The 18,299-nt window shown below is 71.7% G+C and carries 21 protein-coding genes; 12 read left to right on the top strand and 9 right to left on the bottom strand.

Going from position 1 to position 18,299, the window contains the following annotated elements; genetic code table 11:
- The first annotated feature begins 250 nt into the window (after positions 1–250).
- The 5 genes from RKE38_RS02190 to RKE38_RS02170 all read left to right on the top strand — a co-directional run bounded on the left by RKE38_RS02190 (position 251) and on the right by RKE38_RS02170 (position 3,962).
- A complete protein-coding gene (locus RKE38_RS02190; protein WP_316005818.1) occupies positions 251–805 on the top strand; it encodes an RNA polymerase sigma factor in 555 nt (184 codons plus the stop codon).
- Positions 802–1,860: a hypothetical protein gene (locus RKE38_RS02185; protein WP_316005817.1), complete on the top strand. Its 1,059-nt coding sequence runs from the start codon at positions 802–804 to the stop codon at positions 1,858–1,860. Before RKE38_RS02190 ends, RKE38_RS02185 begins: the two co-directional genes overlap by 4 nt.
- Before the next feature lie 188 nt (positions 1,861–2,048).
- Complete coding sequence (locus tag RKE38_RS02180; RefSeq protein WP_316005816.1) at positions 2,049–2,375, top strand: hypothetical protein; 327 nt, start codon at positions 2,049–2,051, stop codon at positions 2,373–2,375.
- A 252-nt stretch (positions 2,376–2,627) separates the two neighbouring features.
- Positions 2,628–3,032 (top strand): DUF1304 family protein, encoded by a 405-nt coding sequence (locus tag RKE38_RS02175; RefSeq protein WP_316005815.1) that lies wholly within the window; start codon positions 2,628–2,630, stop codon positions 3,030–3,032.
- Positions 3,033–3,518: 486 nt separating this feature from the next.
- Complete coding sequence (locus tag RKE38_RS02170) at positions 3,519–3,962, top strand: hypothetical protein (RefSeq protein ID WP_316005814.1); 444 nt, start codon at positions 3,519–3,521, stop codon at positions 3,960–3,962.
- 86 nt (positions 3,963–4,048) lie between these two features.
- Here RKE38_RS02170 and RKE38_RS02165 read toward each other — a convergent pair whose 3' ends face one another.
- Together RKE38_RS02165 and RKE38_RS02160 are read right to left on the bottom strand one after the other, a co-directional pair.
- A complete protein-coding gene (locus tag RKE38_RS02165) occupies positions 4,049–4,705 on the bottom strand; it encodes a response regulator transcription factor (protein WP_316005813.1) in 657 nt (218 codons plus the stop codon).
- Entirely contained in the window at positions 4,702–5,847 is a 1,146-nt protein-coding gene (locus tag RKE38_RS02160) for a sensor histidine kinase (protein WP_316005812.1), read from the bottom strand. The genes RKE38_RS02165 and RKE38_RS02160 overlap by 4 nt, the downstream gene beginning before the upstream one ends.
- Before the next feature lie 163 nt (positions 5,848–6,010).
- On the opposite strand from RKE38_RS02160, the gene RKE38_RS02155 reads away from it, so the two are divergent.
- Positions 6,011–6,493, top strand: coding sequence for a DUF6326 family protein (locus RKE38_RS02155; RefSeq protein ID WP_316005811.1), 483 nt, complete (start codon positions 6,011–6,013; stop codon positions 6,491–6,493).
- Positions 6,494–6,506: 13 nt separating this feature from the next.
- Here RKE38_RS02155 and RKE38_RS02150 read toward each other — a convergent pair whose 3' ends face one another.
- Positions 6,507–7,508 carry an SDR family NAD(P)-dependent oxidoreductase gene (locus RKE38_RS02150; protein ID WP_316005810.1) on the bottom strand — a complete coding sequence of 334 codons (1,002 nt, stop codon included), beginning with the start codon at positions 7,506–7,508 and terminating at the stop codon, positions 6,507–6,509.
- Positions 7,505–8,689: a zinc-dependent alcohol dehydrogenase gene (locus RKE38_RS02145; protein ID WP_316005809.1), complete on the bottom strand. Its 1,185-nt coding sequence runs from the start codon at positions 8,687–8,689 to the stop codon at positions 7,505–7,507. The genes RKE38_RS02150 and RKE38_RS02145 overlap by 4 nt, the downstream gene beginning before the upstream one ends.
- 133 nt (positions 8,690–8,822) lie before the next feature.
- Here RKE38_RS02145 and RKE38_RS02140 point away from each other — a divergent pair, with 133 nt between their 5' ends.
- Positions 8,823–9,413: a TMEM175 family protein gene (locus tag RKE38_RS02140; RefSeq protein WP_316005808.1), complete on the top strand. Its 591-nt coding sequence runs from the start codon at positions 8,823–8,825 to the stop codon at positions 9,411–9,413.
- A 7-nt stretch (positions 9,414–9,420) separates the two neighbouring features.
- Positions 9,421–10,044: a DUF1684 domain-containing protein gene (locus RKE38_RS02135; protein ID WP_316005807.1), complete on the top strand. Its 624-nt coding sequence runs from the start codon at positions 9,421–9,423 to the stop codon at positions 10,042–10,044.
- A 137-nt stretch (positions 10,045–10,181) separates the two neighbouring features.
- Here the strand turns inward: RKE38_RS02135 and RKE38_RS02130 are convergent, their stop codons facing one another.
- Positions 10,182–11,726 carry a S53 family peptidase gene (locus RKE38_RS02130; RefSeq protein ID WP_316005806.1) on the bottom strand — a complete coding sequence of 515 codons (1,545 nt, stop codon included), beginning with the start codon at positions 11,724–11,726 and terminating at the stop codon, positions 10,182–10,184.
- A 163-nt stretch (positions 11,727–11,889) separates the two neighbouring features.
- On the opposite strand from RKE38_RS02130, the gene RKE38_RS02125 reads away from it, so the two are divergent.
- The gene (locus RKE38_RS02125) at positions 11,890–13,245 is read left to right on the top strand and encodes a CoA transferase (protein ID WP_316005805.1); all 1,356 of its coding nucleotides are present in this window, start codon (positions 11,890–11,892) and stop codon (positions 13,243–13,245) included.
- A gap of 19 nt (positions 13,246–13,264) precedes the next feature.
- Here the strand turns inward: RKE38_RS02125 and RKE38_RS02120 are convergent, their stop codons facing one another.
- Together RKE38_RS02120 and cbiQ are read right to left on the bottom strand one after the other, a co-directional pair.
- Complete coding sequence (locus RKE38_RS02120) at positions 13,265–14,020, bottom strand: ABC transporter ATP-binding protein (RefSeq protein ID WP_316005804.1); 756 nt, start codon at positions 14,018–14,020, stop codon at positions 13,265–13,267.
- A complete protein-coding gene (cbiQ, locus tag RKE38_RS02115; RefSeq protein ID WP_316005803.1) occupies positions 14,017–15,939 on the bottom strand; it encodes a cobalt ECF transporter T component CbiQ in 1,923 nt (640 codons plus the stop codon). Before cbiQ ends, RKE38_RS02120 begins: the two co-directional genes overlap by 4 nt.
- A 118-nt stretch (positions 15,940–16,057) precedes the next feature.
- Here cbiQ and bcp point away from each other — a divergent pair, with 118 nt between their 5' ends.
- The 3 genes from bcp to RKE38_RS02100 are packed head-to-tail and all read left to right on the top strand — an operon-like array spanning position 16,058 to position 17,166.
- On the top strand, positions 16,058–16,531 hold the full coding sequence (bcp, locus tag RKE38_RS02110) for a thioredoxin-dependent thiol peroxidase (RefSeq protein WP_316005802.1): 474 nt from the start codon (positions 16,058–16,060) through the stop codon (positions 16,529–16,531).
- 46 nt (positions 16,532–16,577) lie between these two features.
- Positions 16,578–16,847 carry a DUF3618 domain-containing protein gene (locus RKE38_RS02105; RefSeq protein WP_316005801.1) on the top strand — a complete coding sequence of 90 codons (270 nt, stop codon included), beginning with the start codon at positions 16,578–16,580 and terminating at the stop codon, positions 16,845–16,847.
- A gap of 25 nt (positions 16,848–16,872) precedes the next feature.
- Positions 16,873–17,166, top strand: coding sequence for a co-chaperone GroES (locus RKE38_RS02100; protein ID WP_316007580.1), 294 nt, complete (start codon positions 16,873–16,875; stop codon positions 17,164–17,166).
- A 48-nt stretch (positions 17,167–17,214) separates the two neighbouring features.
- On the opposite strand, the gene RKE38_RS02095 is transcribed toward RKE38_RS02100, so the two are convergent.
- The gene (locus tag RKE38_RS02095; protein WP_316005800.1) at positions 17,215–17,790 is read right to left on the bottom strand and encodes a rhodanese-like domain-containing protein; all 576 of its coding nucleotides are present in this window, start codon (positions 17,788–17,790) and stop codon (positions 17,215–17,217) included.
- Positions 17,787–18,272, bottom strand: coding sequence for a cysteine dioxygenase (locus RKE38_RS02090; protein WP_316005799.1), 486 nt, complete (start codon positions 18,270–18,272; stop codon positions 17,787–17,789). The genes RKE38_RS02095 and RKE38_RS02090 overlap by 4 nt, the downstream gene beginning before the upstream one ends.
- Positions 18,273–18,299 lie beyond the last annotated feature (27 nt).

Raw genomic sequence — 18,299 nt, 5'->3', positions numbered from 1 at the left:
CTCGGCTCTGAGCTTGGCGGGGCGGCGCCAGCAAGGACAAATCTCCGCGTCGCGGGGTGTGTCGCGCCTCGCTTGGTCGGCTCGTCGTCCCGGTTCGACCCTGATTCGAGGTTCGCGACGTGCTGGCTGATCTCGAACCTGCGGTGGATCCGCTGGTTTGGCTGTCTTGGGACCGTGGTTGGGTGGGCAGTCGGCCCGAAATGTTTGCGCGGGTGTCAACCCGACGTTGTGCCTGAGGCGATCAGTGGGCATGACGAAGGCGCCGTGGGTCGGCGCCCGGCCGCCGAAGCCGGGTGGGGGGCTCTCGTCGGCCTTCACATCGGGTCGAGGCCGCTCGTTCGAGGACTTCTACCGTGCCGAGCTTCCCGGCCTGGTGGTCTTGGCCCGGGCGCTGGCGCCGCCCGGATTGGCCGAAGACGTGGCGCAGGAGGCCATGATGGTCGCCTACCGCCGCTGGTTGACCATCCGCGAGCTGGCGCACCCGGAGGCATACGTACGGCGTGCCTGCACGAACCTCGCGGTGTCGCAGTTCCGTCGTCACCTGTCCGAGGCGCGGGCGTTCCGGCGCTCTGGGGCTCCGCAGACCGTAGAGAAGCTGGGCGGCCCGGACGAGTTCTGGCACCTGGTGCGGACGCTTCCGCGACGGCAGAGGCAGGTAGTGGCATTGCACTACGTATTCGACCTGTCGGTCGCTGACGTGGCCCGCACCCTGGAAATCTCCGAGGGCAGCGTCAAGGTGCACCTGAGCCGGGCTCGGCAGACGCTCGCGCGGTCCATGGGGCTCGCGGTGGAGGTGGAGTCATGAGCCTGGAAGAGCTGGGACGCAGCGCAGCGGCAGACCTGTGGGCCGACACCGAGCGCACCCTCGACGTGGAGGCCCGACTGCGCGACCTGCGCCGTGACCGGACTCGCGGCCGGGTCGGGTGGATCGTGGCTGCGGCCGCCGCCGCCGCGATCGTCCTGATAGTCGTCACCGCCCCGTGGCCACGCCGGCAGGCCCTGCCGGCCACCCCGAGGCCGCCGGCCAGGGTGGAGTGGCTGGTGTTCCAGAACGGCCGCAGCGGCCTGAGCGTGGTCGGTGGGTCACTGCCCACCCTGACCGCCAAGATCAAGTCCGACGTACCGACGCCGATGGCGTTCTCCCCGGACGGCTCGACCCTCGCCTTCAGCGCCGGGGGCGTGCTGAACCTCCTCGACGTCACCACCGGCGCCGACCGCAAGCTCGGGCCGTGCCGTCAGCCCTCGTGCCCGGTGGCGTGGTCACCGGACTCCAAGCAGCTGGTCACAGCCTCGCCCCATGGACTGGTACGTGTTCCCGTGAACGGCGGCCCGGCGAGCGCCGTCGCGCTGCCGGCGGGCTGGTCCGTGACAGGACTGCACGTGAACGCAGCCGGCCTTGTCGCCCTGACCGGCATAGCAGAGGGCGAAGGGGCCGTCATGACCGTCGAGCTGTCGGGCGAGCACCCCGAGGTCATCTTCAAGTGGAGGCACTATTCCCTCGGCGACCCCCGGTGGTCACAGGACGGCACGCACTTCTCCTACCTGCGGTGGAGGGAAAAGCAGTGGAACCCGGACGCGGCCGGCGCGATCTCGGTGGACTCGATCCGCGCCGACGGCCAAGACCTCCATCAGGTCGCTCAAGTAGGGACGTGCTACTGCACCAGCGACCTGCGACCGTGGATGGACGTGTCGCCGAGTGGACGGCTTGTCGTGTCCACCCTGGACCCGGAGCGCAGGGTCCTCGTCGAGGTCAGCCAGGACGGCCACCTCACCACCATGGTTCCCGCCACCGCGGCAGGACCGCCAGGTGAATCTGGTCCAGTCGCCTGGCGCTCCCAGCCCACCGGCACGGGACCGTGAACCAACCCGTTCAATCCGAACTTGAACCGCGCGCTACGGCCCGGCCTGCTCCATGGAGAGCCCACCCCCGGGCCGCTGCCGATCCGGCCCTGCGCCTGAACGCCACCCCACCCATGTTTCGACCGTCCGCCACGCTCGACGGCACGCTGGCCGCTGCCTCGAGCACCCCACCGAAGAAGGTGCATGTCATGGAACTCAGCCACCCCACCCACGCCCGCGGGCTCTGCATCCTCGCCGCCGCCGTGCTGCCGGCGGTCCTGAGCACCGGCCCGGTCCAGGCATCGCCTGTCCGCCAAGCGACCGGCGCGACACTCGCACAGGAAGGCAGGTTGGCCGATCGGGACCGAGCCAAGGCCCAGATCGTCTACGGCGCAACCCTGTTCGCCGCTTGGGGCACCGTCACCAACGGCACCTCCTCAGCCAACGCCGCCGAACACCGCAAGCAACTCACCGGAGGGCACGCCGGGTCAGCCAACGCAGCCGAAGCACCAGCCTTCAACACAAACCGTCGCTGACGATGGGCCCCTGTGCCTCCAGACCGCCGTGATCGCCAGCGTTGGGCGCGGCGCCGCACGCATCCCCGAGGACGATCAGAGCGACTGACGGTGGCAAAGCGCACGACTCGTGCGCGAGATCGTGTCGCCGGCGGCTGGGCACTCGCGATGGCAACCACTGCCATGGAGTGGACTCTTGCTCTGGACGCCCCACGGGGGTTCCCTTGTAGGGATGCTCTCACCCGTCTTGGCATTGCGTGAGGGAGGTGAGGTATGAACGGCGTGGCCGAGATCGTCCTCATCATTGACGCGGTGATTCTGATCTGCGTGGCTCCCGTCGAGATGTTCTTGCTCGACCGGCCGTGGGCCAAAAACTTCCTGGGCGTCGAGTTCACCAACCGGAGCGACGTTGAATTGCGGGCTTTCTGCATTGGAGCTCGGAACTTGCTGGGCGCTGCTGCAGTCGGCGTAGGCGTATGGATGTTGCACAACGAGTACGTGGGTTCGGGGCTCGTGGTGATGCTGGTGGCCGCCTGGTACCTGTTGCTCTCGAGCCTGGCCATGGGACTCGCCGATCTGCTCGGAAAGTGGCAACCCCGTGGCGGGAGCATCCGAGGAACGATCGGATCGAGCGTCCCACCCTTCGTCGCGCTGGTGGCCCAAGGTCTCTGGAGCTGACGGATGGTTGGGGATCTACCGGGGCAAGCCCCATCGCCGCGGAAAGACCCACGCCCTAGTCGCGGAATGCGCGCGAGGTTGCATCTCTACATGGAGCGGACGCCCACGCGGGCTTGTTGGGCGTGGGCGTCCTACGCGCGCTGGTGAGGGGTGGGACGGACATTCCCCCATACGTCGCGTAGTCGACATTCTGGTAAGCCGTCCGGGCTCCGTCTAGGACCTTTGTCCTGACAACCGCACCGCCGTGCCATGGCGAAGGCCGTCGCTGGTGCCAGTATCCGAGGCCCTCGGGGAAAGGACGCCGTGCGTACATCGGCATGACACCGATGTCACGACCGGCGCCGGCTCGGCGACGAGATGGCGCACGTTTGCGACAGTTGCTTGACTGAGCGGATTGCGGCGGGAGCATGAGATAGAGCTCTGACCATGTCTGGTCGATCAGCTTGGTCACCCACCAGTCGGTCCGTGTCAACGTTGAGGAGAGCGATGCGCAACCAGGCCATGGCGCGGTTGAGTGTCCTGATGGGTCCGTGGCGGACGACGATGCGAAATGCTTGGTTCCTTGAGCCTGCGGACCTGGAGGTGCCAGGCTCGGCGACAGTCGAGTGGCTCGGCGACGCATTCGTGGTCTTCCGCTGGACGATGGAGGGCGACGTCGGAAGCGCCACGAGTGAGATGGTCCTGGTCCTCGGTCGCAGTGACACGCGGGACGCGTACACGGCGCTGTATCACGACGAGCGGGGTGTCTGCCGGGTCTTTGACATGACGTTCGACGACTCGAAGTGGACCTTGAGTCGCGAGGATCCTGACATGTTCCAGCGATTCATCGCTGACGTGGAGCCGCACCGGGTGGCCGGTCGTTGGGAGGCATCTGAGGATCAGGGATCAACTTGGCGTAAGGACTTCGACCTCATCTTCGAGCGGGCGTAACAACTCTTCGCGCGCCAACTCTGGGGTATCCCGATACTGACGCTGAGGCCGCCACGCGGCCGTATGACGCTGCTCCCCGGACTGCGCTATTCGGATCTCGCGCGTCTGGTGTCGTGGGCCCACATGGCGATCTCGACGCGGTTGCGGGCACCGAGCTTGGTCATGAGCGAGGCGACGTGGGCCTTGACCGTGCTCAGACCGACGAAGAGCTCGGTGGCGATCTCGGCGTTGGTCCGGCCCCGGGCCACCAGTGCGAGCACCTCCTCCTCGCGCGGGGTGAGCGGGTCGATGGGCTGGACCGGTACAGCCGGCGCCTGGTCGGCGAAGGTCGCGAGCAGCCGGCGGGTGACGTTGGGGGCGATCAGCGCGTCCCCGTTGGCCGCGGCGTGAATGGCCTGCACGAGGAGCTGCGGCCCGGCGTCCTTGAGCAGGAAGCCGCGGGCGCCGGCGCGCAGGGCGCCGAGGACGTACTCGTCGAGGTCGAAGGTGGTGATCACCACGACCGCCATCGGATCCGCAACGTCCGGTCCGGCGAGTCGCCGCGTCACCTCGACGCCGTCGAGGCCGGGCATCCGGATGTCGACCAGGAGGACGTCGGGGCGCAGCCGGGTCGCCAGGTCGAGCGCTGCGAGCCCGTCTGCAGCCTCGCCGACGACCTCGATGTCGGGTTGCGCGCCGAGGATCATCACCAGGCCCGTCCGGACCAGGTCCTGGTCGTCCGCGACGACGACGCGGATGCTCATGCGGGAGCCTCCGCGGGCAGCACGGCCTCGACCACCCAGCCACCGTCCGGACTCGGGCCGGCGGAGAGCGACCCGCCGAGGAGGTGGGCACGCTCGGTCATGCCCAGCAGGCCGAACCCAGGCCCCGGCGCTGCCCCCGGCTCGGTCCGCCCGTCGTCGCTGACACGGAGCCGGACGACGCTCCCGTCCCGGCGTATGTCGATCGCAACGCGGGTCGCGCCTGTGGCGTGCCGTAGAGAGTTGGTGAGTGACTCCTGCGCGAGCCGGTAAAGCGCGGCGTCTACGGTCGGTGCCAACGGAGACAATGCGCCGTCCAGCGAGACCTCGACAGTGGGCATCGCATCGGTCCGCGCCATCGCGGGGAGGTCCGCCACACCCCGCTGCGGCGCGTAGTCGACGTCCTCGTCCTCGCGCAGCACCTGCACCATGGACCTCATCTCCGCGAGGGTCCGCGACGCCTCGGACTCGATCGCGGCCAGGACCTCGGCAGCCTTCTCCGGCTGGAGGCCGGCGACCACACCACCGGCCTGCGCCTGCACCGCGATGGCGGAGACGTGGTGGGCCACGGTGTCGTGCAGCTCGCGGGCCAGTGCCACCCGCTCCTGGTTGCGGATCTCGCGCTGCTGGCGCTGCCAGAGGTCTGCGCGGTAGCGGAACACGGCCGCGAGGGCGACGAGGAACAGCAGGAGCGCGATCCCGCCGAAGAGCTCCGCCCAGCCGGCCGACGCGGCATACATCCCCAGCGCGACGACGACCGTCACGAAGGCCGTGCCCACAACGATTTCCCGCCCCGAGCCCCACCGCACGACGGAGTAGAGCAGGACCAGGACGGCCATCATCGAGTAGAGGCCGACCTCCCCGCCGTGCCCAGCCAGCTCGAGCACCGAGAGCAGCCCGGCAACGCCCCACCCCACCAGGGCAGCCACCAGGGGGCGCTGCCGCCGCCAGAGCAGGGCAGGCGCAAGCGCAAGGGCGAGCACCGTCACGAGAGGGCGCCAGGCCAGACCCGGCCGGACGATGCCCTCGACCAGGACGCTGACCGCGAACAGGCCGACCAGCAGCCGGTCGAGACGGCCGACGGGTGGGACGTCCGCAGGCCGGGGTTCGTCCCAGGGGGAGCGCCGGCTGCGGACGGTGACCACGGCTGCAGCCTAGGGACCGGGGCGACCCGGCGTACCGGCCGAAAGTACAAGAGGCGGACCGTGCCACCGGCCAGGCGAACTGCGGCCTCGGGGCGGACGTGCCCGACGCCGGCTTCCGGCCATCGTGGACGCACCGATCCCCACCAGCGAAACGGAGCCCGTCGTGAGCACCCGCCAACCCACCGCAGCCACCCTCGAGGACCAGCGACTCCCGGTGAGGGCCAAGCTCGTCGCAGCCTGGACGAGCTTCGTCCTCCTCTACGCCTACGTGGACATCCTCGGCTTCTACACGCCCGGCACCATCACGGACATCCTCGACGGGAAGGTCCACACGTTCGACCTCTCGCAGACCTTCTCGATCAGCGCCCTGACCCTCGTGTCCGTCCCGATCTTCATGGTCGTGCTGTCGGCGGTGCTGGCCCCCCGGGCGAACCGCATCATCAACCTCGTCGTGGCCGCGCTCTACGTCCTGCCCACGGTCTTCAACGTGGCGGGCGGGTTCTACCTCTACTACTACGGCTTCGGCGTGGTGCTGGAGCTCGTCGTCCTCGCCCTCATCGTGCGGTACGCCTGGACCTGGCCGCGCACCGCCCCCTCAGCGACCGGGGCGACCAGCCAGCGCCGCGACCCGGCCCACGTCCAGTAGCCGGCGCGGCGCGTCATGGCCTCCCCGCGCGGTTGACGCCGCGGACGGCCGAGGCCGCCAAGCCAGCGCCCGCGGCGACGACGCCCAAGCCGACCGTGGCGACCGGCCGCAGCCACTGCCGGCCCCACCGGCCATGGACCGCCTCGCCCTCCGGCGTCGGCGACAGGACGTTGCCGGGTGAGTCATCGACCTCCCCGCGGGACAGACCGCCGAGCTTCATCAGCGGAGTGACGAGCACGTCGAAAAGCCCTGGGAACACACGGAACCCGGTCACGGTGATCGGGTTGGCCAACCCGACCGACACCTCGCGGCGCGGTCGCCACAGGGCCGCGACGACGGCTCGCGCGACCTTCTCCGGCGGGTCGACCGGGGGCGGCGGCCGGCCGTGCCGCTTCAGGTACGTGCCGGCCTGGAGGTAGACGGGCGTGTCCACGCCACCGGGCCAGACCAGGCTCACATGGGTGTCGGGCGTCGTGCGTGCCTCGATCTGCAGGGTGCGCACGAGGCCGTGCACCCCCCACTTCGGCGTCACGTACGAGCTCATGAACGGCGTGCTGATCTTGCCCAGCAGCGACCCGACGACCACGAGGCTGCCGCCCCCGAACCCGGCAAACGCAGCAAGCGCGCACCGGGCCACGTTGGCCGTCCCGCCGAGCGTCGTCAGCACCGCCTTGTCGAAGACATCCGGTGGCACGTCCTCGAACCGCCCGTACGCCAGCGCGGCCGCCGAGTGCACGACGCCGTCCAGCCGCCCCAGCTCTCGCACCGCCGTGTCGAAGGCGGCCTCCAGCGCATCCCGGTCGGTGATGTCGGCGACGGTCACGACCGCCCGCACGCCGTGCGCCTCGCAGTCGCGGTGCACCTCGGCCAGCACCGACGCCGACCGCGACAGCAGCACGACGTCGGCGCCCTCGGCCGCGAGCTGCAGGGCTGTGGCGCGGCCGACTCCGCTCGAGGCCCCGGTGACGAGGACCGCCCTGCCGCGGGAGGCCGCCCCTCCCGACGACCGCGTCACGGCTGCAGGACCACCTTGACGCACCCGTCCTCCTTCTTCTGGAAGATGTCGTACCCGTGCGGCGCCTCGGCCAGCGGCAGCAGGTGCGTCGCCAGGTCCTCGGTGCCCAGCGGGTCGGCCGGGTCGAGGACGAGCGGCATGATGTCGTCGATCCAGCGCTTCACGTGGCACTGGCCCATCCGCATCGTGATGCCGCGGTCGAACATCTCCATCATCGGCAGCGGGTCGACCTCACCGCCGTAGACGCCGCTCACAGAGACCGTCCCCGCGCGCCGGACCGCCTTGAGGCAGGTGGTCAGGGCGTCGAGCCGGTCGATGGCCATGCGGTCGATGAGCGGCTTGGCGACCGCGTCGGGCAGCAGCCCCACCGCGGTCTGCGCGGCCTTGGCGCTGGGGGAGCCGTGCGCCTCCATGCCCACCGCCTCGAGGATGCCGTCCGGGCCACGCCCGCCGGTCATCTCGATGAGGGCGTCCGCCGCGTCGTCGACCTCACGCAGGTCGAGGGTCTCGATGCCGTGCTGGGCGGCCAGCGCCAGCCGCTCGGGCACGAGGTCCACGCCGATGACCCGCTCGGCCCCTAGCTGCTTGGCGATCCGCGTGGCGAACTGCCCCACGGGCCCCAGCCCCACGACGGCGATGGTGTCGCCCGGCTTCGCGTCGGCATACTGCACGCCCTGCCAAGCCGTGGGCAGGATGTCGGACAGGTAGAGGAAGCGGGTGTCCGGCATCTCGTCCGGCACCTTGATCGGCCCGAACTGGGCCTGCGGCACCCGCAGGTACTCGGCCTGGCCACCGGGCACGGCGCCGTACAGGCTGGTGTAGCCGAAGAGCGTCGCGCCCTTGCCCTGGTCCTTGACCTGGGTCGTCTCGCACTGGGCCATGAAGCCGCGCTCGCACATCCAGCACGAGCCGCACGAGATGTTGAACGGGATCACGACCCGGTCGCCGGGCTTGATGTGGGTGACCTCGGGGCCGACCTCCTCGACGACGCCCATCGTCTCGTGCCCGAGGACGTCACCGGGGGTGAGGTAGGCGCCGAGCACCTCGTACAGGTGCAGGTCCGAGCCGCAGATGGCGGTCGACGTCACCTTGATGATGGCGTCGTTCGGCTCCTGGATCGTCGGGTCGGGCACCTCCTCGACCCGCACGTCGCGCTTGCCCTGCCACGTCAGTGCCTTCACGGAAGTCCCCTTCGTCGGTGGCCGCGACCCGGACGGGCGGCTCCCCTCCAACCTCTCCCGGCCGGCGCAAAGGGGCAATCCGAGCAAACAGGACGTGCCCGACCGCCTTCCCGCACGTGCCTAGACTTCCCGCATGCGGACCGGGCGGCTCGAGGCGTTCAGCGACGGTGTCCTGGCGATCCTCATCACGATCATGGTGCTGGAGCTCAAGGTCCCGGAGGAGCCGACGTTCGAGGCGCTCCGGCCCTCGCTGGTGGGGCTGCTCACCTACCTGCTGAGCTTCGTCTACATCGGCATCTACTGGAACAACCACCACCACATGTTCCAGCTGGTGCGGTACGTCAGCGGAGCGATCCTGTGGGCCAACCTCGCGCTGCTGTTCATGCTGTCGCTGGTGCCGTTCACGACTGCGTGGATGGACGACACGCGGTTCGCCCCGCTGCCCGTCGGCGTCTACGGCGCCAACCTGCTGCTCGCGGCGATCTCCTACTACGTGCTGCAGCTGGCGATCTTCCGGCGCGAGGGCCGCGAGAGCCTGCTGCGCCAGGCGCTCGGGCGCGACCTCAAGGGCAAGCTGAGCCCGGTCGTCTACGTCCTGGGCATCCTCGGGACGTTCATCTCGCCGTGGCTGGGCGTCGCCGCCTACGTCGCGGTCGCCATCACCTGGCTCGTGCCTGACCGCCGGGCCGAGCGCTTCGTGCACGAGCACGCCCTGGAGGACTGAGACCACCATGACCGCCGTCGAGGACGAGCTCACCTACCCGCCGCCGCTCCAGGTCGCCTCGTGGAGACGCGAGGTGCACGCCCTGTATGCCGCGGTGCGCGCCGAGCGCGACCCCGCGGCCGCGCACGCCCTCTGGGTGCAGGGCCGGACCGAGCTGTTCGAGACCCACCCCGCGTCGCCCCGGCGGCCGGGGCAGCGGATGCGGCACGCGGCATACGACCCGGCCTTCCGGTTCACGGTCCCGGTGGTGCCGGCCGAGCTCGACGGCTGGAAGTTCACGACGGGCACCGACGGGGTCGTGCCGTTCAGCGGGATCGGCACGGTCGCGCTCGGCGACCTCGGCGAGGTGGCCGTGTGGTGGCTCGACTCCTACGGCGGCGGCGTTTTCTTGCCGCTGCGCGACGGGTCGGCGGGGGCCGAGACGTACGGCGCGGGCCGCTACGTCCTCGACACGGTCAAGGGCAGCGACCTCGGCCGCGACGGGGAGGACTGGGTGGTCGACCTCAACTTCGCCTACAACCCTTCGTGCGTCTACGACTACCGCTGGGTCTGCCCGCTCGCCCCGCCGGCCAACCGGATCGGCGCGGCCACGCCGGTCGGGGAGCTGCTGCCGGAGGGCTACGACGGCTGACCTGTTGCAGCGCACGTGCGTCGGCCCGGGTCCGCAGGGACCCGGGCCGACGCATTCTCAGTGCGTCACACTCATTGCCTCACAACGGATTCGGCACACGGTCTGCGCCGCCCCGACGTGCGTGAGACGAGCCTGCGTCACGGTGCCGCGGTCAGCGCCGTCACGTAGCCGGGCGCGTTCGGGCTGCCCCAGCCGGTGGTGAGGTCGTAGCCCGCGGTGGTCGGCCAGCCCGCGACCGGTCCCGGGTGCACGAACCCGTCGGCGCCGTACTCCCACATCCGGTTGTCCTGCAGGACGCCGCTGGGGGCGGTGCCGTAGGTGTGGGCGACGACGTCGCTGAACGCGGTGGCCCGCGGGAACGACGGCGCGTAGATCGCCTCGTTGAGGTTGCCGATGCCCGGCTTGCCGGCGGCCGCGCGGGCGGCGTTGGCGATCGCGGTCACCGCGGCGACCTGCGGCGAGGAGGCGGAGGTACCGCCGAAGACGCCCCACGCCACGCCGTCGAGGTTCTGGAAGTAGGAGTGGTAGACGAGCACGCCACCGTTGACGGCCGCGTTCCAGGCGACGTCGGGGACGCCGCGGTGGGAGCCGACCACCGACGCGACACCCGACTGCCACGACGGCCGCGGGTAGACGCTCGACTGGCCGCCGCCGGTGCCGATGCCGGCCCAGCTCTCGTTCCAGACGGCCTGGGTGTTGCCGCCCTCGTTCCACGCCCAGTACAGCGGGTTGCGGCTGCCGTCGTCGTTGAACGGCTTGTCCTGCGTCGGGTTCCACGTCCAGCCCGACTGCACCTGGGTGCCGCCGACCGAGGTCACGTAGGGCGAGGAGTTCGGGTAGCTCACCGACGGGTGGTCGACGGTCTGGGTCTGGTGGTGCGCCCGCCCGGTGCCGAGGGATCCGTCGTCGCCGGAGGAGGCGAAGAAGGTGTCGTGCTTGGCCAGCCCGCGCTGGAAGGTCTGGTCGTACTTGGCGAACTGCCCTGCGGCAGAAGCGCCGCCGAAGGCCTCCTCGCTGGTGCCGAACGACATCGAGAACACCGTGCCGGCCGGGTACTTGGCGACGGCCCAGTCGATGGCCTTCATCATGTTCGGCATGCCCTGCACGCCCTGGGTCTCGGCGACCGGGGTGCCGATGAGGACGATGTGCGCCTTGGGGGCTATGGCGTACGCCCACTGGACGTCGAGGTTCGCCTCGCCGGCCCAGCCCTCGGCGGACGTCGGGCCCGCCTGGCCGCTGCCGTTGCCCGTGGCGTGCGTGTAGTCGACCTTGCCGATGGGGAAGGCGGCCTCGAAGTCGGGCTTTGGGCCGTTGAAGGTCTTGGCGAAGAAGTCGACGTCCTGCGCGGCGGTGGGGCTGCCGTAGGAGTCGACGAGGACGATGGTCTGCCCGGCGCCGTCCGTGGTGCTCGGGGTGAGGGGTGCCAGCCCGTAGAACGCGCGGATCTGGTCCGGGGTGTAGCAGTGCAGGGTCGTCGAGACGCGACCGTCAGGCGCGGGACGCGTGCACGCGACGGCGCCGGCCTCGGCCCCCTTCGCGTGGAACGCGGACTCCGGCGCCTGCGCCGACAGGTCCGTGCCGGTCAGCGCAGGCGCGGTGGACGCAGCCAGCGCGGGGCCTCCGGCCGCGAGGCCGAGGCCGGCGGCCACCACGGCGGCGACCACACCGAGCTTCAGGGTCATCGTGTGCTCCCTTGGTTGGACGGCGGGGACCGGTCGGTCCCCGAGGACACCCTCGGGTCGGGGTCCTCGGACAGGCTCGGACGTCTGGGTGATTTCGGGCATGACAAACGTCATGGATCCGCGGACGGGTCTGATCGGGTCGCGAGGGTCCTAGGGTCGTGCCGTGAACCCCTTGCTGCGTGACGTGCTCCCCGTCCTGGGTCTCGACGAGGCGTATGCCGCGGAGCACCTCGACCTCGCCGGTGGCAGCTTCCTGCCGTCCGCCCTGCCCGTGGGCACACTCGCGGCGGGGTCGGTGGCGGCGGCGGGGCTGGCGGGCCTCGCCCTCACGGGCGCCCGCCGGGTGCACGTCGACCCGAGGCAGGTGGCGACCTCGTTCCGCGCCGACCAGGTGCAGCGGGTGGACGGCAGCCCGGTCGAGGGCTTCGCCCCGCTGTCGGGCTTCTTCGCCGCCTCCGACGGCTGGGTGCGCACGCACGCGAACTACCCGCACCACCGCGACCGGCTGCTGCGGGCACTCGACCTGCCGGCCGACGCGGGTCGGCCGGAGGTCGTCGCAGCGGTCGCGGAGCGCCCGGCCCAGGAGATTGAGGACGTCGTCACCGCCGACCACGGGATCGCGGTGCGGGTCCGCACGCTGGCGGAGTGGATGGCGGGGGAGCAGGCGCGCGCCGTCGACGCCCACGACCTCCTCGCCGTCGAGCGCGACCCTGCGGCGGGTCCCGTGGCCCCGGTTGACGTGGCGGCTCTGGGCCGCCGAGTACGGGTGCTCGACCTCACGCGGGTCCTCGCGGGGCCGGTCGCGACACGGACGCTGGCCTTGCTCGGGTGCGACGTGCTCCGGGTCGACAGCCCGCACCTGCCCGAGCTGGAGGCGCTGCACCTCGACACGGACTCGGGCAAGCGGTCCACGCTCGTCGACCTGCACGTGGAGCACGCCCGCGACCGGCTGCACGAGCTCCTGGCGCGGGCCGACGTGCTGGTGATTGGATACCGCCCGGGTGCGCTTGCGGCATACCACCTCGACGCGGCGAGTGTCGCGGAGCGGCACCCGCACGTGGTCCACGCGAGCCTGTCGGCGTGGACGCCCGACGGGCCGTGGGGTGGGCGGCGCGGGTTCGACTCGATCGTCCAGGCCGCGACGGGCATCTCCCTGCTCGAGTCGGCGGACGGCGTCGTCCCGGCTGCCATGCCGGCCCAGGCCCTCGACCACGCCACCGGCTACCTGCTGGCGGCGGGCGTCCTCACGGCCCTGCGCGCCCGTGCCGAGCAGGGCGGGACCTGGCGGGTGAGCGCCCACCTCGCCCGGACGGCGCACTGGCTGCTGCGCACCGACGCGCTGGACGGCCCCGCGGCACCGGTCGAGGACACCGGTCCCTGGACGGTGGACACGCCGACCGAGGCGGGTGTGGTGACGGGCCCGCGGCCGGCGTTCCGAATTGACGACGGGCCGACGGAGTTCGCCTGGGTCGGGCGCCGGTGGGGCTCCGACGAGGCGGAGTGGGCCGACCCGGACTGATCCGACCCCGCCTGAGCGGTCAGTGCTGGGGCGCGGGGACGGTCCGCGGGTCGAAGCCGAAGGGCAGCTCGAGGCGGTGCGCGGCCATGAGCGCGTCGTCGGTGAGCACGTCCCGCGTGGTGCCGTCGGCGACGACCACGCCGCCGGACAGCACGACCGACCGGGGGCACAGCTCGTAGGCGTAGGGCAGGTCGTGGGTGACCATGAGCACCGTGACGTCCAGCGCGCGCAGGATGTCCGCGAGCTCGCGCCGCGACGCCGGGTCGAGGTTGGACGACGGCTCGTCGAGGACGAGGACCTCCGGCTCCATCGCCAGCACCGTGGCGACGGCGACGCGACGGCGCTGGCCGAACGACAGGTGGTGCGGCGGCCGGTCGATGTGCTCGAGCATCCCGACCTGCTCCAGCGCTCGCACCACCCGGGCCTCGAGGGCGGCTCCGCGCAGCCCGAGGTTGGCGGGCCCGAACTCCACGTCGGCGCGCACGGTCGGCATGAACAGCTGGTCGTCGGGGTCCTGGAAGACCACCCCGACCCGGCGGCGCACCTCCATGAGGTTCTCGCTCGTGACCGGCAGCCCGGAGACCTCCACCGACCCGGCACCGCCGGACAGGATGCCGTTGAGGTGGAGCACCAGGGTGGTCTTGCCCGCGCCGTTGGGCCCGAGCAGCGCCACCCGCTCGCCGCGGTGCACGTGCAGGTCGACGCCGAACAGGGCCTGGTGGCCGTCGGGGTAGGCGTACGCGAGACCGCGGACGTCGAGGACGGGGGTGCTCACGCGGCGACTCCCAGGAGCAGGGCGGCGAGGGCCGCGACGGGCAGGGCTGCGGCGAGCCGCCACTGGGCGGCGGTCGCGGTCATGGGGTGCGGCACCGGCATACGCCCGGTGTAGCCGCGGGACAGCATCGCGAGGTGGACGCGCTCGCCACGCTCGTAGGACCGGATGAACAACGCCCCCACGGTGGACGCCAGCGCCGGCCACGACCGCACCGACCGGGCCCGGAAGCCGCGGGACTCGCGGGCCACCCGCATCCGCGCCAGCTCTCCGGTCACCACCTCGAGGTAGCGGATCATGAAACCCATGATCTGCACGAGCTGGTGCGGCAGGCGCAGCCGCTCCAGGCCGGCGACGACGTCGCGGGGCTCGGTGGTGGCGGCGAGCAGCAGCGACGCCAGGACGCCGAGCGTGCCCTTGACGAGCAGTGCGGCGGCACCGGCCAGCCCGTGCTGGGACAGGCTGAGCGGGCCGACCTGCACGCTGGGCCCGGTGGCGACGAACGGCAGCAGGAGCGCGAAGACGACGAACGGCACCTCGACGACCATGCGTCGGGCCAGGTAGCGCGGAGGCACCTGGGAGACCGCGACGGCGACGCCGAGCAGGACGGCGTGCACCGCGAACACCCAGGGCAGGTTCCGCGGCGTGGCCACCACGACGACGACGTATGCCACGAGGGCCACGAGCTTGGTGTGGGCCGGCAGGCGGTGGATCGGCGAGTACCCGTGGAAGTGCAGGTGGTGCCCGTGACCAGCGCCCGCTCCCGTCGTCCTCGCGGTCCGGGCCGCGACCTCGTCCTCAGTCTCCGGCCGGGCCCTGCGGCCCAGGTTCCAGAACAGGCCGGCACCGACGGCGGCGACGAGGACCACGCCGACCACGCCCGCCAGGCCTCGGGACAGGCGGGCGTCGCCGATGCCGCGAGTCGCGTAGCCCGAGAAGGGCGAGCCGTCGGACGTGTGCCGGGTGGCGGTGCTGCCGAAGCCCAGCGTGCGGGCGACGTGGTTGAGGCCGTCCGGGTGGCGTGAGGCGTAGAAGGAGACGACGCCGGCGAGCAGCAGGACCACGACCAGCCCGGTCGTCAGGAGGGCCCGCGAGCTCACGGCCGGGCGGGAACCGGTGCCGCTGCGGCCAGGGGCGCCGTCCGCTGGTGCGGGTGCCAGGGAACCGTGTGCCCGGGGGAGGGCCGTCCGGGAGTCGAGTGTCCGGGGGGCGGATGTCCGGTTCGCGGCGGCCACCGCCACCGCACCGCGGACGACGAGCTCTCGCTGCGCCAGCACGCGGCGGGCGCCGTGGACGAGGTCGGGCCGCACGGCCAGGATCGAGGAGACGGCGAGGCCGGTGATGACCGCCTCGCCGATGCCGATGAGGACGTGCCAGCCGACCATCGCCGTCACGAGGCGGTCGAGCGGGATGGCGGCCTGGCCGCCCACGGCATACAGCCCGCAGAAGGCCAGCGCCGCGACCGGCACGGAGACGAAGGCGCCCGCGACGGCCGCCGGGGCGACCATCGACACGCGCCGGGGGAGCGCGGACTGGACCAGCCGGAAGACGAGGTACCCCGCCCAGACCCCCACCAGCCCCATGAGCGTGACGTTGGTGCCCAGGGCCGTGAGGCCGCCGTCGGCGAAGAGCAGTCCCTGCACGAGGAGCACGACCGTGAGGCACAGCGTCGCGGTCGCGGGGCCGACCAGCACGGCCGCCAGGGCCCCGCCGAGCAGGTGGCCGCTGGTGCCGGCGCCGACGGGGAAGTTGAGCATCTGGGTAGCGAAGACGAAGGCAGCCACGAGACCGGCAAGGGGAGCGGTGCGGTCGTCGAGCTCGCGGCGGGCCGCGCCGACGAGGGCTGCCCCGACACCGGCCGTGGCGATGCCGGCGGTGGCCCACGACGTGGACGCGTCGAGGAATCCGTCGGGGACGTGCACGGGGCTCCTGCCAGTCGGGTGGACCGCACCCACCTGGGATAGGTTGGGGACGCTGCTGGAGACCACCTTATTGCAAACGAGTTGCAACAACAGAACCCCCGGCGAGAGCGAGGCGACCATGGCTGACCGTCTGACCCCCGGCGACACCGCCCCCGACTTCACCCTCCCCGACGACAAGGGCGGCAAGGTCACCCTGTCGGACCTGCGCGGCAAGCAGGTCATCGTCTACTTCTACCCGGCGGCCATGACCCCGGGGTGCACGACCCAGGCCTGCGACTTCAGCGACAACATCGCCAGCCTGCGCGGCCACGGGTACGAGGTGCTCGGCATCTCCCCGGACTCCCCGGACAAGCTCGCGAAGTTCCGCGAGAAGGACGGCCTCACCATCACGCTGCTCTCCGACGCCGACAAGTCCGTCATGCAGAGCTACGGCGCGTACGGCGAGAAGAAGCTCTACGGCAAGACCGTGGAGGGCGTCATCCGCAGCACCGTCGTCGTCGACGAGAAGGGCACCGTCACGCAGGCCCAGTACAACGTCAAGGCAACCGGGCACGTGGCCAAGCTGCGCCGCGACCTCGGGATCGACGACTGATCCCGGCCCACCGCCGAACCCACCCGCCGGCCCGCAGGAGACGACCATGAGCGAGCACACCGCACCGAAGTCCGTCGACGAGATCGAGGCCGAGATCGCGGCGGCGCGCAGCCGCCTCGCCGGCACCGTCGACGAGCTGCACACCCGCACCGCGCCCCAGGAGATCGCCCGGCGCCAGGTCGAGACCGCCAAGGTGAAGTTCACCGAGGCGACGCGCACCCCCACCGGCGAGCTGCGCACCGAGCGCATCGCCGCGCTCGCCGCGGCAGCGGTGGCCCTCATCGGGCTGGGTGCCGTGCGTCGACGCCGTGGCTGAGGACACCTCCCGCCTGCCCATCCGGATGCTGCACGACCGCGTCCTCGTCGCCCTCGAGGGCGAGGGGGAGCGGCGATCCGGCGGCGGGATCGTCATCCCCGCGACCGCGAGCGTCGGTCGACGCCTGTCGTGGGGCTCGGTCGTCGCCGTCGGGCACAACGTCCGCCAGGTCGAGCTGGGCGACCGGGTGCTCTTCGACCCCGAGGACCGGGCCGAGGTCGAGGTGCAGGCCAAGGACTACGTCGTGCTCCGCGAGCGCGACATCCACGCCGTCGCCGCGGCCCGGGTCGACGACGGGCAGACTGGCCTCTACCTCTGACCCCTGCGACGCGAAGGTGGTGCCGCGCGAGATGAGGCCGCTCAGCCGTCAGGCCGCGACCGGCAGCCCAACCTCCCGCCACGCCCGGAAGCCGCCGACCACGTCGGTGGCCCGTCGAATCCCCAGTCGCAGCAACGCATCCGCCGCCAACGACGAGGTGTAGCCCTCCTGGCAGAGCACGATGACGCGCGTGTCGAAGCCGGCCTCGGGGCGCCGCGCCGCGCTGCGCGGGTCGAACCGCCACTCGAGCACGTTCCGCTCCACGACCAGCGGGCCGAGGTGGGCGGCGACCTCGCCCTCGACCGCTCGCTGTGCCGCCGGGCGGATGTCCACGAGGACGGCTCGCCCGTACAGCACCTCCTGGTACGCGGCCCGCGCGCTGACCCGCAGCAGCCGGCTGCGGGAGTCGGCCAGCTGGTCGTCGACGCCGTCGTAGGCCGGCGCGTCCCAGCCGCGACCAGCGGCCTGTCCGCCGTCGGCCGTGGGTGCACTATTGGGGTCGCTGTAGAGGCGGGACTCCCAGAAGACCGAGGCGGCGGCCGGTGCCGGTGCGGTGACTGGCGCGGAGGCAGTGACCGGCGGCGAGGTGGTGGTCGGCGCCGGCGCCGTCACGGTGGCGGTCACCACTGCTCCCCGGCCTGCTCGACCCCGGTGGGGCGCAGGACGTCGTCGACGAGCGCGTAGCGGGTCATCCCGCGCAGGGCGGGGGAGTAGACGTGCACGGACAGGGCCGGCCGGTCGCCGAGGTTGACGACGTTGTGCACGTGGCGTGGGCCGAACGAGCGGCCCTCGCCCTCCCAGAGGAACCGGTCGTGCACGGTGCCGGACGCCCAGGTCTGCTCGGCGAGCTCGCCGCGGACGGTGAGGAACGCGCCCTCGGACAGCAGGTGGTCGTGCCAGCCGGTGCCGCTGCCGACCGGCCAGCCTATGAGCCAGATCTCGAGGTGCTCGGTGGCGTCGAGCCGGGTCCAGGTGCGCTCGCGCGCGTCGAGGTCGACGAGCCGGTGCAGGTCAGGGTCGGAGGCGAAGAGGCGCGCGGTGCGCAGCAGCTGGTGACGGGTGAAGCGGTTGACGCCGGGGGTCCCGGCGGTGGTGGCGATGCTCACGGTAGTGCTCCTGGTCAGTGGTCGGTA

Origin of the sequence: Phycicoccus sp. M110.8 (assembly GCF_032464895.1) — a bacterium.
Taxonomy (GTDB): domain Bacteria; phylum Actinomycetota; class Actinomycetes; order Actinomycetales; family Dermatophilaceae; genus Pedococcus.
Note: the sequence above shows the minus strand (reverse complement) of the source record. Positions and strands in the feature narration are given on the sequence as shown.

Coding starts and splice junctions, on each gene's coding strand:
- RKE38_RS02190 (WP_316005818.1), top strand. CDS start 251: ATGACGAAGGCGCCGTGGGTCGGCGCCCGGCCGCCGAAGCCGGGTGGG.
- RKE38_RS02185 (WP_316005817.1), top strand. CDS start 802: ATGAGCCTGGAAGAGCTGGGACGCAGCGCAGCGGCAGACCTGTGGGCC.
- RKE38_RS02180 (WP_316005816.1), top strand. CDS start 2,049: ATGGAACTCAGCCACCCCACCCACGCCCGCGGGCTCTGCATCCTCGCC.
- RKE38_RS02175 (WP_316005815.1), top strand. CDS start 2,628: ATGAACGGCGTGGCCGAGATCGTCCTCATCATTGACGCGGTGATTCTG.
- RKE38_RS02170 (WP_316005814.1), top strand. CDS start 3,519: ATGCGCAACCAGGCCATGGCGCGGTTGAGTGTCCTGATGGGTCCGTGG.
- RKE38_RS02165 (WP_316005813.1), bottom strand. CDS start 4,705: ATGAGCATCCGCGTCGTCGTCGCGGACGACCAGGACCTGGTCCGGACG.
- RKE38_RS02140 (WP_316005808.1), top strand. CDS start 8,823: ATGCGGACCGGGCGGCTCGAGGCGTTCAGCGACGGTGTCCTGGCGATC.
- RKE38_RS02135 (WP_316005807.1), top strand. CDS start 9,421: ATGACCGCCGTCGAGGACGAGCTCACCTACCCGCCGCCGCTCCAGGTC.
- RKE38_RS02130 (WP_316005806.1), bottom strand. CDS start 11,726: ATGACCCTGAAGCTCGGTGTGGTCGCCGCCGTGGTGGCCGCCGGCCTC.
- bcp (WP_316005802.1), top strand. CDS start 16,058: ATGGCTGACCGTCTGACCCCCGGCGACACCGCCCCCGACTTCACCCTC.
- RKE38_RS02105 (WP_316005801.1), top strand. CDS start 16,578: ATGAGCGAGCACACCGCACCGAAGTCCGTCGACGAGATCGAGGCCGAG.
- RKE38_RS02100 (WP_316007580.1), top strand. CDS start 16,873: ATGCTGCACGACCGCGTCCTCGTCGCCCTCGAGGGCGAGGGGGAGCGG.